Below are 16,197 nucleotides of genomic sequence, written 5' to 3' on the forward strand. Positions count from 1 at the left end.
GATTATTGGTGTCGGAAAGGCAATTGGCTGAGTTTTCTCAATTTGTCAACCAATTCACCTATACTACCTTTCCTTTGGTTCCTGAAAGCAAGGTCCGTATATAGTGTTGCACAATACTTGCTTTTACTTTTTAAATTTTTCCATTCTGCCCAGAGCGAATCATAGTGCTTTATCGATCTATGGATTGCATCATTATCCATTTTTCCCTTGGCTTTCAATTTGTGGGCTTCCAGCATGAGGCGCCACATTTCTTCTATTACCTCAAATTTTATCCGTCCATAGGTACAAGAGACACGAACTGCTTCCTGATTTTCTGCATTTGGAAAGGTTATTTGATTGGATAAGCTTTCAATCTGCCTCCAGATGGCAGATGCTTCTGATTTTTCCCAAAGTACTTCTGGTTCTTTATGTTTTTCGATGATCTCTGCAATGACCTCCTCATTAGCTTTAGCAGAAAAATACTGGTCACGGCTCCACCAAACCTGGTTGGAGGCATAGCTGTTGAGCTGGCCCTTGCGCACTCCTTCAATAGTGAGTAGGTTCAGTTGTCGGAACAGATCTGCTTGATAACCTCGAAGGCCCAGTTTTTCGGAAAATTCGTTAAAAATTGCTTCCTCCGTTTTATCGGGATGTAGCGCCCATTGAGAAACCACGTAAGTGTTCAAATCCGTCCAGATTTCGCTTTTAGTGTAAGGACCGTCCCAACCTCCACCATTAGACCAGGTGAGCACCCCACTGAGCAGTCCGTTGCCCAACATGTCCCTGATACCTCTAGGCTTAGACCGATCGTTTTCTCTGCCTGTAAATTTATGGCTACCAAAGGCGATCTCGTATTTTGTTTCAGGCCAGCCATCAATAACGCCTTTGGCTGTATAATAAGGATGTGCACCCTTTCCATAAGCTTCCATCCTGGACTGTGCTTCTACAATCTGTTGATGATTTCCTATTCCTATCGTCGGATTGAAAGGCGTCATCCTATGGAAGTCATCCTGTTGATATTTGATCACAAAAATAAGGTTTGGATGGGGCTTTACTTGGTTGGTTACTGCCAGATAGTATTCCGGGTTGGTATGAAAGTTATATCCAAAGTCCCAGGTGCGGTAGAAAAGTTTTTTGTTCCGTTTTTCGCATACCTCCTCACGAAGTAAATTCAGCATCGTGATCTGGTCATCAATGCCTTCCTTACCGTTTCTGATGGGGCCACCGCCCATATGATAAGGAGTATCCTGTAAATAAGTCTCGCCAAAGCGAAGGGTGAGCCCTCCTAGGTCAGGGAACCTCTTGAAAATTCCGTCTATCTGAGCACGCAAAAGTTCCTGGGTCCGCCTGCTCTGCATATCTGGTTTTGCAGAACGTTCAGCCATTCCTCCTGTACCTTCTACTGTCCCGGGCCCCCTGATTTCTTTTCCAAACCGGTCCCAAACCGATTTTGGAAATACAATGAAATCCGTAAAAGGATAAACCTGGATCCCTGCTTTCTTGCAAGCCTGTAACTTACGGTCTATCTCGGCAGCTTTAGCTGTGATCCACTTTCTTTCCTGCCCTCCTAGAGGCAGTAGCCCCTTCTGATAATCATCATAAGTGATGGCACAGTTTACAAACCAATGGGTTACCATTCCATTGAAACCGTTTGCTTTCATAAACAAGGGGTCATTATACTTGGTCTTATACGGTTCTTCACCCGGATTGTTATGCACCATATCCATAATATACGTCAATGGGGCATGCCCGGTCTGGCTGTAAGCCTGTTTGCAAAATGCAAACAGGCACAGTAGTAGATAATATATGATTTTTGTTCTGAACATGGTTAGTAGCCCGGGTTTTGTGTTAGGATTGCATCCTTATTACGTTCGATCTCCCGCTGGGGAATAGGCCAAAGGTTATTGAATGGCTGAATGTTGGCAGCTAATGGATTTTTGGCAATATTTACGGTACGTTCATAGACCATATTAAGTCGCGACAGCGTCAGCCTGCGTTTCTCTTCAATCCCTAGTTCTCTCATCCTTTCATCCAGGATATAATTGATGGTAACATTGCCCTCCAACACAGGGCTGGCATTTGCACGAGAACGTATCGCGTTAATATCCTCAGCGGCTTTAGTTTTATCCTTAGTGCCCAGGTATGCCTCAGCGCGTATAAGATAGGTTTCTGCCAGTCGGAACATATATTGATCTGTGTAAGTGCCACCTGCTGCGGGGCTCAGTAATAGGGTAGCCTTATTTGAAAAAAGCCCATCGGGATGCTTTCCGGGAGTGGTGCATTTTGATTGGTAAGCGTAGAAAGCTCTGCTAGGAACGGTAACCCCGGTAGGAGGCGCTTCGGTTGAGACCGTTTTGCCAAAATAGGCCGTCTTACCTGGATCGTTATAAACGTACGTTCTAACAAAATTAAAATTTGAGTTGCGCATATCATTGTTAAAGTCACTTGCCCATATTGTATTTGAGAAATAGGTTGTGGATATTGCCCAACCGATTCCGCGCCCGCCGGTATAATCTGATACTGGCCATAGAAATGGCTTTGTACCATTGCTAAGTGTGACGTCCCTGATCAAGGGTGCAATCTGTCTTTCTAATCTGTAACTGCCTGCAATATCCGTTGCAGTGGAAGAGCCCCCGGGAATATCATTTTCAAATTGGATTACCCAGATGGATTCTTTGTTTCCACTTGTCCTGTTCTGGTTTTTCGGCCTGAATAGATCCCAATAAACGTCTCCTGGGTCTGTAGCCTGGGAGCCAAACCTGGTTTTCATCAAGGCCATGTTACTGTTGTTAATAACAAGGGAAGCAGTTGATACCGCATCATTGAACTGACCGGCAGCAAGATAAACCTCTGCCAGTAAGTGCTGCGCAGCAACATTACTGATTTGTCCCTCCTGCACAGTTGTGATGCCGGGAAGATTGCCAGCGRCAAACTTCAGGTCTTCAATAGATTGTTTTAGCACTTCCTCGYGGCTGGCCCGTACATAATCGGTCTTCGGGCTTGTCACCTGGTGCAATTCGATGGGCACCCCGCCATAGAGATAGGCAAGCGTGCGGTAGGCAAATCCCCTGAAGAACCTGGCATTGGCCTGAACGAAAGTTATATCATTACCCACTACCTGAGATGAACCTAACTTATCCAGAATGGTGTTGCTTTCTGAAATTATTTTGTATAAACGGCTCCAGTGGCTTACCAGATAAGTACTGGTAGGGTTCGTGGAGGTGGTGTAGTTACTAAAACGTTGTGGACCACTTGGCTGTCCGTCATACACCAGGTCAAGGCCATAGATATAATCAAAAGGGTTATTCTCATCCGAGGTATAAAACTCGGTACGCACAATGTTGTATATGTTGTAGATTGAAGCATTAAAATCCTTAAGGGTATTGAAGGAGTTTGTAGTACTTGTGAAGTCCAGGGGCTTTTCATCCAAAAACGCTCTTTTGCAAGAACCGGCCGTCAAGAATATAATTAAAACAAATATTTTTAGTGAATTTTTCATAACCATCGAATTAGAACGTAACATTTAAACCAGCAGAATATCCCCTTATAATCGGACTAGCCCCATAAGCCAGGCCCTGTAGCGTCTCCGGATCCCACCCATGCCATTTAGTCCATAGGGCAAGATTTTTTCCGCTTACGAAAACCTGTAGACTGTTCAGTCCTAGCTTTTTAGTGATCCGGCCGTCAAAATTGTACCTTAATGATACTTCCTGTAGCCTGACGAAATTTCGTTGCTGATAAAGCTGTGGATCTACTGCAGGTACACTGCCCGTAATCCTGTACTGTGCACCGGGGTTTGATGGTGTCCAGTAGTCTATTTCCTTGAACCAGTTGTTTCTGATCGCATTATCGCCCTGTTGGATCCCTAAATCAGTCCATGGATTGTTTACATTCATGTAACCATTTTTTCCACCTTGCACAGCATTCAGAAAGACAAAAAGAGAAATATTCTTGTAACTGAAAGTATTTCCGAAACTCACCCTGTAAGCAGGTTCCGTATATCCAAGGAATGTCCGGTCATTGGCGTCTATCTTTCCGTCACCATTGAGGTCTACCAGCTTATTGCTTCCAACAGCATAACCCGAAGGTGGTGTTTCCCCTAACTGCCATAATCCATTAGTCTGATAGTTATAAATCGTACCTATTGAACGGTCAACAAAAAGATTGCTTGCAACAAGGTCACCGGTACCAAGGAGCTCTTTTATCCGGTTTTTATTGGTGGCAAAGTTTATAACAGAGTTCCATTGAAAGTTCTCTAGCTTTAAGTTAACGGTGTTCACATTTATTTCTGTCCCAGAGTTCCTGATTTTGCCTACGTTACTTGGTATAGATGAAAAGCCTGTTATTTCCGGGATATTGATGTTATATAGCAGGTTGCTTGTAATGGTGTTATAATAATCTACACTGCCAGAAATTCTTCCTTTCAGTATAGAAAAGTCCAGTCCTGTATTTATCCCGACCGTTTTCTCCCAAGAAAGGTCGTTGTTTCCCATCGAATTTACAACCTGGCCAAACAAGGTCGTTCCACCATCACCAAATACATAAGCGGCACCCTGGCCAACTGTTGCCAGCGAAGCATAACGGTTGGTAAGATTCCCATTGGCGCCATAGCCTATTCTCATTTTTAAGTTGTCCAGCCAGCTAAAGCGCATAAATGATTCATTGCTTGCCACCCATGCAAATGCTGCTGACGGGAATATGCCCCATTTGTTGTTGGAGGCAAAGCCCGAAAAGCCATCTCGTCTAACCGTTGAGGTGAGAATGTATTTCTGGCGGAAGCCATAGCTCAGGCGCGCCGTTTGGTAATTGTATGTTTCGCTGTAAGCGCCCGAGGATATCTTTTGTATTGTTGCCTGGTCGAGTTTGTTATAGCCTAAAACAATATTGTTATATCCGGTACCATTGGCATTGGTGGTCTGGTAACCTGTTGATCTGGATCCATACACCATGGTGAGGTCAAGGGAATGGATATTATTTAAAGTTCTCTTGTAGGTGAGGATGTGATCCAGCGTACTGTCATAGGTATTATCATTTGTCTTGGATGCTGCTCCCGTAAAATTTGCAGCATACTGATTAGCGGAGTAGTTTTGGTTCCAGAAATAATTGTTACCATAGTTTATACGGTAGGAAAGTCCCGGAATGAACGGTAGATTCAGAATGCCATAGAAATTGCCCGAAAGATTGTTCCTGCGGTCATAATTGTTTCCCAAAGTAGCCAGGAAAGGATTGTTGATGGAGGCATTTGGGGTGAGTATGATATTTCCAGCTGCATCATAGGGTGTGTTCAATGGACTGTAAAGCATGATATCCCTCAAATTTGGCGATAGACCGGAATAATCAGCGAAGGAGGCGAATGCATTTGTACCGACTGTTAACCAATCAAATACCTTTGTTTCCAGATTCAATCTTACCGATTTCCTATTGAACTGATTATTGATGATAAACCCTTTCTGCTTGGTATATCCACCTGATAAGAAAAAGTTGGTCTTTTCGGTTGCATTGCTGATGCTTACCTGCTGGTCATATAAAAATCCGGAATTCGTAGCGGAACCATACCAGTCAAAATCAGTACCATTATCATAACCAGCCTGTTGTGTGGGGTCGAGTGCGGAGCGAACATTAAAGGCAGGATTAGGGGTTGTATACTCAGGAGCCAGATATGCCGTGCGCCAATTGATGTCCCTGACCTTCTGGATGAATTGTTCCCTGTTAAGGGGATGTAGGATATTTGCAGGATTCTGTGTAGCATAAGATGAAGAAAAATTGATGATCGGCTTGCTACCGATTTTCCCCTTTTTTGTAGTGATCAAAAGCACTCCATTTGCAGCGGTGGCACCATATATTGCCTTACTGCTTGCATCCTTTAATACATCGACAGATGCTATATCATTGGGGTTGATCCTGGAGAGATCGCCAGCATAAACGATACCATCTAAAACGATCAGAACGCCTTGAGAGCCACTTAGTGTAGATTGTCCCCTGACTTGTATGCTTGGGGTCTGCCCGGCAGAGGTTACCGGCCCAACATTCAAACCAGGAACAGCGCCCTGTAGGAGCTGGGCAATATTTGAATTTGGGGAAGTCCGGAAAGACTCCAGATCTGCCCTGACAATCGATCCGGTGACATCTGATTTTTTTTGGGTTCCATATCCAACAACGACCACCTCATCCAGATTTTTTGGTGTCGGAACCATGTTGATGACATTTGCGTTTCCCTCCAAATTTTGATATTCTTGGGTTTGGTAGCCAAGGTAGCTTACAACTAAAACGGCATTTTCGGGCGCCGTGATGGCAAAGTTTCCGGATGCATCGGTTACTGATATGTTCTTAGTGCCTTTAATGCTTACTGTAGCGCCGACGATAGGCCCACCGGTTTCATCGACGACCTTCCCCTTAACTTGGACGGGAGATACGGCACTGGGTATAGTTTTAGGGTTTTCGGTTTTACGCTTAAGCACTACCGTTTTATCGATAATGCTGAAAACAAGGGGCTGGTTTTCAAGAATGATGTTCAGCGCTTTGTCCAGCTGGACGTCTTTTATCGAAACAGAAACCCTGAGGTCTTTTACAGAAGCATCTTTGTAAAAAAAGGTATAGCCGGTCTGTTTGCGCAGCTCATCGAAGACCTGGGATAACGGTGTGTTTTTTTTAGATATGCTCACATTTTGAGCATACCCTTTTACCGATAACAATAGGCATGTACTAAGAAGTAGGAAAATGGCTGATTTTGTTATCGAAAATCGTATGGCCATGACCGTCCATGTGGATGGCGTTTCCGCACATGAATTTAATTTCATAATTTTGGTTTGATTTGGTTAGTTGAAAAATGCATTTGTTGGCTGGCTCGATCAAAGCCGGAAGTGTTTGCAGCACTTTCGGCATTTTGGCCCTGATTAATAGTGTATTTGATTCGTCATAGTCATTTATTAAGGGTTTTACATTATTTATTTAGGGTAATACAATAAGCTTTCTGTTTTCAAGTTTGAAATGTATATCGCCAAAAGCCAGGATTTTGAGTGCCTGGTTAAGCTTGATATCCCGGCGGATCTGTCCCTGGAAGAAATCATTTGGCACTTCACCTTTATAAACGATATCGACATCATACCATCTTGAAAACTGTCTAAGCAACGACCTAAGATCGGTGCGGTTGAAAATGAAGTACCCGTTTTTCCAGCCCACGACGTCGGAGGCATTGACCTTTATAATCTGGATTCCATTTGCCTGGGAGAGTGCCTGCTCATTGGGATGGATTACTTTAAACCCATTACTGTTAGTGCTGGCTACCTTCACCTTTCCCTCAAGCAGGGTAGTCTTGGTTACGGTTTCGTCCTCATATGCACTCACATTGAAATGGGTTCCGAGCACTTCTRCGGTTTGTTTAGGTGTAACGACCAAAAACGGTTTATGACGGTTTTTGGTAACTTCAAAATAAGCTTCTCCTGTAAGATAGACTACACGCTCCTTATTTTCGAAAACCTTCGGGAAGCGGATAACAGAGCCAGAATTCAGCCAAACGTGTGTGCCATCAGAGAGTGTTAACTGGAACATACCCGAGCGTGGCGTGCTAAGCGTATGATAGACCGGCTGAGAATGGTCAGTTGAACCAGGGCGGCTCAGTTGGCTGTAGACCAACCTGTTTCCCGAAATTTTGCTGACCTTTGTTGAAATGTCGGTCTTGAGGTCGCCATTGCGGGCATGGGCAAGGTCGATTTTCTCGCCGTTATCAAGGGTTAATGTCGCCCTATTCGATCCCGGTAGCGCATCATATTGTATTGCTGACTGAACGGGTGCAGCCACTTTTGGGGTCAGGTATATCTTTGAAAGAAGGCCAAGACATATAAGAACGGTAATAACGGCCGCCGCGGAAAATAATGCTATTCTGCCATAGGATGGTCGTTTGACGACATTAGGAGTGATTTCCTTGAGGATAGAATCCAACATTCTTTGTTCTAACCCATATTCATCAGCGCCCTTATCTTTTTCCAGGTTCTTATGCGATGAATTGTACCATCGATCAAATTCTTCCCGTTCGGCCAGACTTATCGTATTTTCCTGCCATTTTTTGGCAAGTTCCATCATCCGTTCGATATTTTTATCACTATTCATCAAGCCCGTTTTATATACAGACAGCGCTGGAAGGAAAATCCCTATTTAAAAGATTAATTTTTTATCGAAAAGAACAAAAGCGCGAACAGAAGGATAGAAATAGATTCTTTTATTGTTTTCCTCGCCCTGGCAAGGTGGGCTTCAACTGTTTTTTCGGATATCGATAGTTCCTGCGCTATATTTTTTTGAGAGTAGCCGCTGACATATTTTAAATTAAAAATAATAGCTGATCTACTAGGGAGCACACTTAATGCCTTCTGGATATGGAGTTGCAGTTCAGAATAACTGATCTGCTGCAGGGTGCTGTAATCCGCTTCAGAATGGGTCTTTTTAGCCGTTTCCTCGTACCGGAGAATCTTCGCCTTTTTTGCCAGAAAATTGATTACCTGATTTTTGACTGCCACCGAAAAATAGTTGTCGAAGCCCTTAATAATTTCAAAGTGTTCACGATTACGCCATAGGTTACAGAAAATTTCCTGAACGATTTCCTCACACGCATACGCATCGTTGATGCGGCTTTTGGCCGCGAAGTATATTTTTTTCCAGTACCTGGTATAAATTTCTATAAATGCAGATTCTTGCCCCAATCTTAAAAGTTTGGATAACTCATCATCGGTCAGGTTTCTGTTTAGAGGCATAGTTTGATACTACAATTCAGATAAATTCTATTGGAAAAAATTAATTGCCGGTAAACTTTATAAGCCTTCAAAAAGCCAGCATTTCAGGGACTTCCACTATAATTACTTTTGCGAATGTAATTTTTTTTCTCAAAAGTGCAAACTTTTTAAAGAGTGTTTGATTTCTCAGTATCTGGAAGTTGCGTTTCAATAATAGGTAAATACTAAGCTCCTGCATGCCAATAGTAGTACCTCCTCTAGGTTTTCCGCGGAATAGGTTTTAATAAAGTCAAGCTTTTTGGGATGATTGATCTAACAATGATTGATATAATGCCTATCTGCGTGACAAATAAAGTCTTGCCGACTCCCTCATTTGGACTATTGCCTCACCAAGTATTACAATGTCTTTAAGGACCAATCTTCCGCGACCGGATAGATACGGAAAACCCCAGTTCAGATCATTTATTCTGGTATCCAACTTTCAGGAGTGGTGATCAGAAAGAATAATGTACCTACCGTCATCAAAAACGCAAGAAGGCTTGCCTCCATGCTCCAAGCTCCAAATTAGAGCAATTTCTGTGAAGCCCAACAAATATGCCTGTGATGATTAGAAATAACCCCAGCCTCATTGTGATTTAATAAAACTAAAAAGGTTGAGAGGCAATATCGAATAAAACCTGAGAGTCTTTTGAAATTATATGGGTTTTCTTAGTAATATAAATTAGTTACTTTAATGCTTGATGGTAGTGCTCAGCTTTGATTTAATCAGAGCTGGTTAGATGACAAATTGCGATCTTTCTGATTATTTACGGTACAATTAATTTAGAACATAGAGTTGTTATTGCCACGTTCATCAGGCATCGGCATCATTGCATCCCAATGTTCAGCTAATTTCCCATCTTCTATTCGATAAATGTCGATAAATCTCCATTCTTTTCCTGCCATTTCATAACGGGAATGAAGAAAAACAGTATCACCTTCCGCAACAACATGTTTGAACATGATTTTTTGTTTGGGAACACCTTGTGAAATAAGCATTTGAAGAAGCGCTTTCACGCCCTCAGGCCCATCGGGTGTTGTGGGGTTATGCTGAATGAAAGTGCTGCTCATGTATTGATCTACTCCTGTGGCATCCAAGTCGCCAAAAATTCTTTGATAAGCGGTAATAGCCAGCTGTTTGTTTGTTTCTTCCTGTGACATAGGTTTATATTTTAAAAATTACTTGTACGAAGGTAGGTTAACGACTACCTTCGTACAAGTACATACCAAATGGTTAGGTACTTACTAAATGGTTAGAAACACTGGGTGTCAATGGAAAAAAATCAGAAAATTATTTTACAGTCAGATGAAAACTGCCCGGTAAGGAAGTCGTTGATTATATTGAGTGGTAAATGGAGACTGTTAATAGTATTTCAAATAAACGAACGCGTAATAAGATACGGTGAACTTAAAAGAGCTATTCCTGGTATAAGCGAAAAAATGCTGATTCAAGAGTTGAATTTTTTGGTAGAGCATAAATTTGTGACCAAAAAATCGTTTCCAGAAATCCCTCCAAGAGTTGAATATAGTTTAACCAAGCTTGGCCTGGATACATTTCCTATTATTGACAAACTTGCAGCATTCGGATTGGAAAACTTATGATAATCCGCTATCGCAAACAACTACGCTAGTATAATCCGTTTCAAAAAAGCAGATCCTTTGCCCGAAAATTGCCTTTGGCCACGCCCGGGGTAAATGCAGTTGATTATTTTTGCATAAAAATACCCGCCAAAGTGAGTCAAATACTTTTTTTGGGCGGGTATTTTCGTTTTCTGATTTATTTGCCCAGGGTGAAAATCTCTGTATCCTTAAGGATCACAAGTTTGTTCTCACCGACACTGTTTTTCTTTGCTTCCTCGCTCAATGTGAGTCTTGTGGTACGGCAGTGGTCAAGCGCATCCATATGCACTGCAATTATTTTTGCTTTTCCGCTCGCAGATATAAGTTGCATAACTTGCTTTTCGTCCATAATAATCGGCACATTTTCAAAGCCTTTGATCTGGGCACCACCTGAGTTGACCACAATAATATCAGGTTTGATCCTTTTGATATTTTCTTTGATACGGTCGGTCCATATCGCATCGCCCATGATATAAATCGTCGGTTCATTTTTGGCACTTAATACAAAACCAGAGGTTTTGCCCATCATCTCCAATACTTTGCCTGATCCATGTTCCCCATTTATCCGCTCTATACTGATATTATCCCACTTTGTCTGGTTTTCAAGGGTCTCGGCATTGATGTAGCCTTTCGAACTGAAGAATACCTTATCTGCCGGCTGATTGATAATCTTTATAGATTTTTTCAAAATATTATTTGCAGCATCATCAAAGTGATCAGCATGCGTATGGGAGACCAATACTAAATCGACATTGTCTGTAATTTGTTGCATTGGCATCCGTATATCCACTGTAGGATTTCTTGCAATACCGGCCCATGACTCGATTGCACCTTTGGCAGAGAGCATGGGGTCAACCAGAATCTTGTGGCCACCATAGTGAATGATCAATGTAGCATTCCTTACAAGCTGAAGGCTGGATTTTGATCCGGACACTTTCTGTCCAAACGAGGCTATCGCTGTCAATGACAAGACAGCTGTTACTAATAATTTTTTCATGACTTAAACTTTACTTTTTTGGATTCTTCTATCTATGGCAACAAAGGTCGATAGAAGGCGTCGGTTATGGGATATCAAACCATGTTTAAAAAGTGGCGTTTTGATAACCATTGATCAGCAGTAATGATAGAATGGTTTTATGAGCACTAAGCTGAGCTATTTGAAACCAGTCTTATACACGAGAAAACGTTCAGATGAAAAGGTTACAGGAATTTTAGTAATTTTAACCGGATCGAAAAAATTGAAAACAATAAAATTCCATAAAGGCGAGTGCGGTGTACATTTTCTACTGAATGTATTAACAGAAAAGGATATTGACTATAGCCTTCAGGCAACATTTAATACTGATTACTTTGAAATTCTATTTTTTAAAAAAGCATCGGGAATTGTCTCGCTTAATGAGAAGCAAATAAACATATCAGATAATTCAATCATATTCATTTCACCCTATCAAAAGCGTAACTGGCAGCTCGATGTCGAGCGTCTGGAAGTTACGACATTAATATTTCAGGAGGAATTCCTTAACGACTTTTTCGCAGATAAGCTGTTTACCTATCGTCTGCTGTATTTTTACCAGCTCAGCTTCCCATTAACCATTACAATTGATCATGAGGATCTTCGAAAATACTGTAAGTTTTTGGCCGAAATAAAAACGGAGCTTATTGACAGTAAATTTGATAGTTCGCACATCATCCGATCTTTGACATATTATCTTTTACAATCGTTGAACCGTCAATATGCCAGCCAATACAGACTGCCTTTAAATGTTGATGGAAATACACAGATCCCTTTTTTGTTTAAGAACCTGATCGAACTTCATTTTAAGGAAAAACAGCGGATCGGAGACTACACGGAGATGCTTGGTGTCAGTAGGATTTCACTTAATAAAGCCGTAAAAGCTCAGTTTCAGATAACAGCAAGCCAGCTGTTAAAACAGCGGTTGTTATTTGAGATACAGGACCAGATCCTTCACTCTAATAGGACCATCAATGAAATTGCATATGATCTAAATTTCTCTGAGCCAAACAATCTGATGAGGTTTTTTAAAGTTCAGACTGGCATGACAACTTCAGAATTTATAGCCGGAAAAATTTTCATTTAAAACAATAATATTTAAACGGAGCCGCATAGCTTAAAGATTCCAGTCAGCTCCGTTCTATTCGAAAGGCTATTCTCCCCAAAACTCGTCGTCAACCGGCTGGTCTGCTGAAAACGTCCACACGTGGATAATCTTGTCCTCTTTGATTTCAAATAGGTCTAAACCTCCAAGGTTCATCGTTTTGCCTTCCTTTTGGGCGCTAAACCAAACTGGAACTGCTACCAGACCGGCATTTTCCATCATTTATCACTCATAATGCCTTCAAACATTTTAATAATTTCACCCAAGTTGTTTTTAATTCCTGCAAATTTGTTTCTGCCCGGTTGGTCCCATTGGGCCTCAAGGGCAAAAAACGAAAGTGCCCGCTCCATTTCGCCTTTTGCCAATGCATCAAAGTATGATGCTACAATATCTTTTGCATCCATATAATATTAACATTTATTAATAAAAAAATCCTTGTTTATTTTAGCCCACTGGGCCAACGATGTCATCTTTACAGGCAGCTTCTGCAATATTTTATCCATTTCAGAATTGAATTTCAGGGGATATTTATTGCTTTCCTGAAGGACTCTGTAATATGAAGCTACCGCGTCAGCTGCAGCATCACCAACAAATGGCGCTAAAATTCCTTTAAACTCTTCAGCAGGCTGTGTGTAGTAATCTATCTTCTCACTAACACCTTGAGAAAAGCGTTCCGCAAGCTCATCTCCCTTAAGATTTTCAAGCCCGCTTACCTGAAAAGTATCCGCAGTCAGATCGGCGCTGTAGATAGCTTCAACGACTAGCGCACTCACGTCCCTAKAGGCAATCCAACCGATTGGCATAGGCTCAGGAGTTGGATAGGCAAGTTTTTTCTTTTCGGAAACAAAAGGTGCACAGAAAGCGCCCATCATATTTTCCATGTAAATGGTGGGTTCGATTATTACGTACTGCAACCCGCTTTCCAAAAGATAATCCTTGACATCCAGTTTTACATCATCCGTGGGCATACCTGTCTTTTGGTCCGGCAGCCAACCGCTGGTATTCCAAACAACTTTTTTAACACCGTTCGCTTTGGCCGCGTCGATAACATTTTTTGAAAATTGGAATCCGTCAAGAGGGTTGGGCAACGAAACTGGAATCATAAAGGCAATTGCATCAATATCTTTTGTGACCTCTAGCATTTGCGCAGCGTCGCCCATGTTTCCAAACAAGGGAGCCGCACCAGCATCCTTTAACTTGGTAGCACCTTTTTCATTACTTGTTACAGCAAATACCTTTGCGTTTTTCTTTATTGCCTCAGGTRTGATATTGAATTGTTGGGAGCCTGTGGCTCCAAATACTAATATTTTCATTTTTTTTATTTAAGGTTAACTAGAGCAAAATTCAATATTTACATACCTTTGTACAAGTACTTACCAAAAGGTTGGGCACATACCTTTTGGTTAGAATTATTGATTATCAATGGAAGAAAAAGCACAAAAAAWTATTCCTTGCGACAAAGGATGTCCCGTTAAAGCATCATTAGGGCTTTTAGGAGGCAAATGGACACTGATGATAATTTTTCAGATCAATGATAATGTGATAAGGTACGGTCAGCTGAAAAAGGCAATTCCGGATATCAGTGAGAAAATGCTCATACAGGAGTTAACGATGCTGGTCAAAAATAAACTCGTCAGTAGAAAGGCTTACCCTGAAATCCCTCCAAAAGTTGAATACAGGCTGACCGACCTAGGAAAGAAAACCCTTCCGGTTCTTGATAAATTAATCGAATTCGGTCTGGAGAATTTGGTGTAATGCTGAAGGAAAGATCATTGGCCACCAAAGCGAGCGAGTTCTGTAGACGGTTTTGGATAAGTCAGGCAAGTTATCGAAATAGAGTTCGCTCGATCATATGGATTGTTAAGAAGGCTTATAGGATTGTTGCCTGAGTAAAAATCATGGCGATTTGGGTAAGTGAAGGATGTTCGAAAAGTCGGATTTTTATAAAAAAAAGTCATTTTTTTATAAAAATGTACCTGATCACATCGATAAATTTGTTTTTGTATTAGATCATGCTGACCAAATGTATATGAACCGTAGAAAACTTATCCAAAGCCTTAGCCTAGGTTTGCCTGCAATATTGCTTTCCAGTAAACTTTCTGCCCTGGCAATAAACAGGGATGCCGCAAAAGAATTTGTTGAAAAAATCTTAGCTGGACCATTTTCTCCAACTTGGGAGTCGCTCTCCAACTATCAGACGCCTGAGTGGTTTAGAGACGCAAAATTTGGAATGTGGGCTCATTGGGGACCACAATGCCAGCCGGAAGCAGGAGACTGGTATGCAAGGAACATGTACATGGAGGGCAACTGGAAATATAAATACCATGTCGAGAAATATGGGCATCCGTCTAAATTTGGATTCAAAGATGTAATCAATATCTGGAAGGCAGAAAAATGGGATCCGGAAGCATTGGTTTCCCTATACAAAAGCGCAGGGGCAAAATATTTCATGGCACTCGCCAATCATCACGACAATTTAGACTTATACGATAGTAAATATCAGAAAAATTGGAATTCGGTAAAACAAGGACCTAAAAAGGATATCATCGGCGGCTGGGCCGCCGCCGCAAAAAAACATGGGCTTCCTTTTGCTGTAAGTGTCCATGCAGCACATACCTGGAGCTGGTTTGAAACTGCTCAGCGAGCCGATAAAACGGGCCCGTTGGCAGGAGTACCCTATGATGGAACCCTTACCAAAAAAGATGGAAAAGGCAAATGGTGGGATGGACTTGATCCACAGGAACTTTACGCCCAGAATCATGAGCTCAGTAAAAACAGCGAAGATGATGGCATGATCCATAAACAATGGCATTGGGGTAATGGCGTAACTCCACCTAGCAAAGCATACATCGATAAATTCTTTAACCGGACAATCGACCTGATCGATAAATACCGCCCTGATATGATTTATTTTGATGATTCGCAATTTCCAATGTGGCCCATTAGTGATGCCGGTTTGAAAATTGCTGCTCATATGTACAATAAAAGCATTAAGGACAATGGTAAACTAACCGCAGTTATCACCGGTAAGATCCTCACCCAAGAGCAGCGGAAAGCAATGGTATGGGATATTGAACGCGGGCAGAGCAATAGTATAGAGCCTCTGCCATGGCAAACTGACACCTGCATCGGCGACTGGCACTACGATAGGGGGATATACGACAGGAAGGCTTATAAAACCCCAAAAACGATTATCCATACCCTGGTTGATGTGGTGAGTAAGAATGGAAACCTGATGTTGAATATTCCTGTTCGGGGTGATGGCACAATTGATGAACTGGAACGCAAAATTGTTGAAGAAATCGGTATCTGGATGAACGCAAATGGAGACAGTATCTATGGAACGCGGCCGTGGAAGATATTTGGAGAAGGACCGGCACAGAACCAGGCCGCTGCATTAACTGCACAGGGATTTAATGAAGGCAAAGGAAAGCCTTTTAGTCAGCAGGACATACGCTTCACCACAAAGGGAAACGCGCTTTTCGCTACTGTGATGGCCTGGCCAACTGACGGATCTGTGCTTATTACAAGTTTAGCGGTAGATAGTTCATCTTATCCCCAAAAAATAAACAGTGTACAGCTTGTTGCAACAGGCCAGGAACTGAAATTTGAAAGAAATGCAGATGGCCTTAAAGTTTACTTTCCTGATGTTATGCCATCGGCTGCTTATGCCAATCCACTAAGAATTGTTTAATGGTATTGTTCTCCGGTTTTAAGAG

16 protein-coding genes are annotated in these 16,197 nt (G+C 41.9%); 4 read left to right on the top strand and 12 right to left on the bottom strand.

What is annotated here, in order from left to right; all coding sequences use genetic code 11:
- Positions 1-2 precede the first annotated feature (2 nt).
- From AC1DPQ_RS02965 to AC1DPQ_RS03000, 8 genes are all read right to left on the bottom strand, one after another.
- Positions 3-1,805: a hypothetical protein gene (locus tag AC1DPQ_RS02965; RefSeq protein WP_157258289.1), complete on the bottom strand. Its 1,803-nt coding sequence runs from the start codon at positions 1,803-1,805 to the stop codon at positions 3-5.
- Between the two features lie 2 nt (positions 1,806-1,807).
- Positions 1,808-3,478, bottom strand: a complete 1,671-nt coding sequence (locus tag AC1DPQ_RS02970) for a RagB/SusD family nutrient uptake outer membrane protein (protein WP_477607869.1) — start codon at positions 3,476-3,478, stop codon at positions 1,808-1,810.
- Positions 3,479-3,488: 10 nt separating this feature from the next.
- On the bottom strand, positions 3,489-6,641 hold the full coding sequence (locus tag AC1DPQ_RS02975; protein WP_167346242.1) for a SusC/RagA family TonB-linked outer membrane protein: 3,153 nt from the start codon (positions 6,639-6,641) through the stop codon (positions 3,489-3,491).
- Positions 6,642-6,681: 40 nt separating this feature from the next.
- Positions 6,682-6,861 (bottom strand): hypothetical protein, encoded by a 180-nt coding sequence (locus tag AC1DPQ_RS02980; protein WP_057934928.1) that lies wholly within the window; start codon positions 6,859-6,861, stop codon positions 6,682-6,684.
- A 66-nt stretch (positions 6,862-6,927) separates the two neighbouring features.
- Positions 6,928-8,085, bottom strand: a complete 1,158-nt coding sequence (locus AC1DPQ_RS02985; protein WP_477607872.1) for a FecR family protein — start codon at positions 8,083-8,085, stop codon at positions 6,928-6,930.
- A 53-nt stretch (positions 8,086-8,138) separates the two neighbouring features.
- A complete protein-coding gene (locus AC1DPQ_RS02990) occupies positions 8,139-8,723 on the bottom strand; it encodes an RNA polymerase sigma factor (RefSeq protein WP_057934930.1) in 585 nt (194 codons plus the stop codon).
- A gap of 313 nt (positions 8,724-9,036) precedes the next feature.
- Positions 9,037-9,180, bottom strand: coding sequence for a DUF417 family protein (locus AC1DPQ_RS02995; RefSeq protein WP_083505527.1), 144 nt, complete (start codon positions 9,178-9,180; stop codon positions 9,037-9,039).
- 344 nt (positions 9,181-9,524) lie between these two features.
- Entirely contained in the window at positions 9,525-9,902 is a 378-nt protein-coding gene (locus AC1DPQ_RS03000) for a nuclear transport factor 2 family protein (protein WP_057934931.1), read from the bottom strand.
- Between the two features lie 111 nt (positions 9,903-10,013).
- Here AC1DPQ_RS03000 and AC1DPQ_RS03005 point away from each other — a divergent pair, with 111 nt between their 5' ends.
- Positions 10,014-10,343, top strand: a complete 330-nt coding sequence (locus AC1DPQ_RS03005) for a winged helix-turn-helix transcriptional regulator (protein ID WP_057934932.1) — start codon at positions 10,014-10,016, stop codon at positions 10,341-10,343.
- 175 nt (positions 10,344-10,518) lie between these two features.
- Here AC1DPQ_RS03005 and AC1DPQ_RS03010 read toward each other — a convergent pair whose 3' ends face one another.
- Positions 10,519-11,358, bottom strand: a complete 840-nt coding sequence (locus AC1DPQ_RS03010; protein WP_057934933.1) for an MBL fold metallo-hydrolase — start codon at positions 11,356-11,358, stop codon at positions 10,519-10,521.
- Between the two features lie 160 nt (positions 11,359-11,518).
- Here AC1DPQ_RS03010 and AC1DPQ_RS03015 point away from each other — a divergent pair, with 160 nt between their 5' ends.
- The gene (locus AC1DPQ_RS03015) at positions 11,519-12,460 is read left to right on the top strand and encodes an AraC family transcriptional regulator (protein ID WP_245224606.1); all 942 of its coding nucleotides are present in this window, start codon (positions 11,519-11,521) and stop codon (positions 12,458-12,460) included.
- 66 nt (positions 12,461-12,526) lie between these two features.
- On the opposite strand, the gene AC1DPQ_RS03020 is transcribed toward AC1DPQ_RS03015, so the two are convergent.
- From AC1DPQ_RS03020 to AC1DPQ_RS03030, 3 genes are read right to left on the bottom strand one after another with little or no spacing between them, the layout of a single operon-like run.
- Positions 12,527-12,700, bottom strand: coding sequence for a nuclear transport factor 2 family protein (locus tag AC1DPQ_RS03020; protein WP_157258291.1), 174 nt, complete (start codon positions 12,698-12,700; stop codon positions 12,527-12,529).
- Positions 12,697-12,882, bottom strand: coding sequence for a nuclear transport factor 2-like protein (locus AC1DPQ_RS03025; RefSeq protein WP_057934934.1), 186 nt, complete (start codon positions 12,880-12,882; stop codon positions 12,697-12,699). The genes AC1DPQ_RS03020 and AC1DPQ_RS03025 overlap by 4 nt, the downstream gene beginning before the upstream one ends.
- A gap of 6 nt (positions 12,883-12,888) precedes the next feature.
- On the bottom strand, positions 12,889-13,791 hold the full coding sequence (locus AC1DPQ_RS03030) for an SDR family oxidoreductase (RefSeq protein ID WP_477607874.1): 903 nt from the start codon (positions 13,789-13,791) through the stop codon (positions 12,889-12,891).
- Between the two features lie 109 nt (positions 13,792-13,900).
- Here AC1DPQ_RS03030 and AC1DPQ_RS03035 point away from each other — a divergent pair, with 109 nt between their 5' ends.
- Complete coding sequence (locus AC1DPQ_RS03035; RefSeq protein ID WP_477607876.1) at positions 13,901-14,233, top strand: winged helix-turn-helix transcriptional regulator; 333 nt, start codon at positions 13,901-13,903, stop codon at positions 14,231-14,233.
- Between the two features lie 274 nt (positions 14,234-14,507).
- Positions 14,508-16,172 (top strand): alpha-L-fucosidase, encoded by a 1,665-nt coding sequence (locus tag AC1DPQ_RS03040; protein WP_057934940.1) that lies wholly within the window; start codon positions 14,508-14,510, stop codon positions 16,170-16,172.
- Positions 16,173-16,197 lie beyond the last annotated feature (25 nt).

It is taken from the genome of Pedobacter sp. 01T416_2, from assembly GCF_056398925.1.

Coding starts and splice junctions, on each gene's coding strand:
- AC1DPQ_RS03005 (WP_057934932.1), top strand. CDS start 10,014: ATGGAAAAAAATCAGAAAATTATTTTACAGTCAGATGAAAACTGCCCG.
- AC1DPQ_RS03025 (WP_057934934.1), bottom strand. CDS start 12,882: ATGGATGCAAAAGATATTGTAGCATCATACTTTGATGCATTGGCAAAA.
- AC1DPQ_RS03040 (WP_057934940.1), top strand. CDS start 14,508: ATGAACCGTAGAAAACTTATCCAAAGCCTTAGCCTAGGTTTGCCTGCA.
- AC1DPQ_RS02980 (WP_057934928.1), bottom strand. CDS start 6,861: ATGCCGAAAGTGCTGCAAACACTTCCGGCTTTGATCGAGCCAGCCAAC.
- AC1DPQ_RS03020 (WP_157258291.1), bottom strand. CDS start 12,700: ATGATGGAAAATGCCGGTCTGGTAGCAGTTCCAGTTTGGTTTAGCGCC.
- AC1DPQ_RS03010 (WP_057934933.1), bottom strand. CDS start 11,358: ATGAAAAAATTATTAGTAACAGCTGTCTTGTCATTGACAGCGATAGCC.
- AC1DPQ_RS02965 (WP_157258289.1), bottom strand. CDS start 1,805: ATGTTCAGAACAAAAATCATATATTATCTACTACTGTGCCTGTTTGCA.
- AC1DPQ_RS03000 (WP_057934931.1), bottom strand. CDS start 9,902: ATGTCACAGGAAGAAACAAACAAACAGCTGGCTATTACCGCTTATCAA.
- AC1DPQ_RS02990 (WP_057934930.1), bottom strand. CDS start 8,723: ATGCCTCTAAACAGAAACCTGACCGATGATGAGTTATCCAAACTTTTA.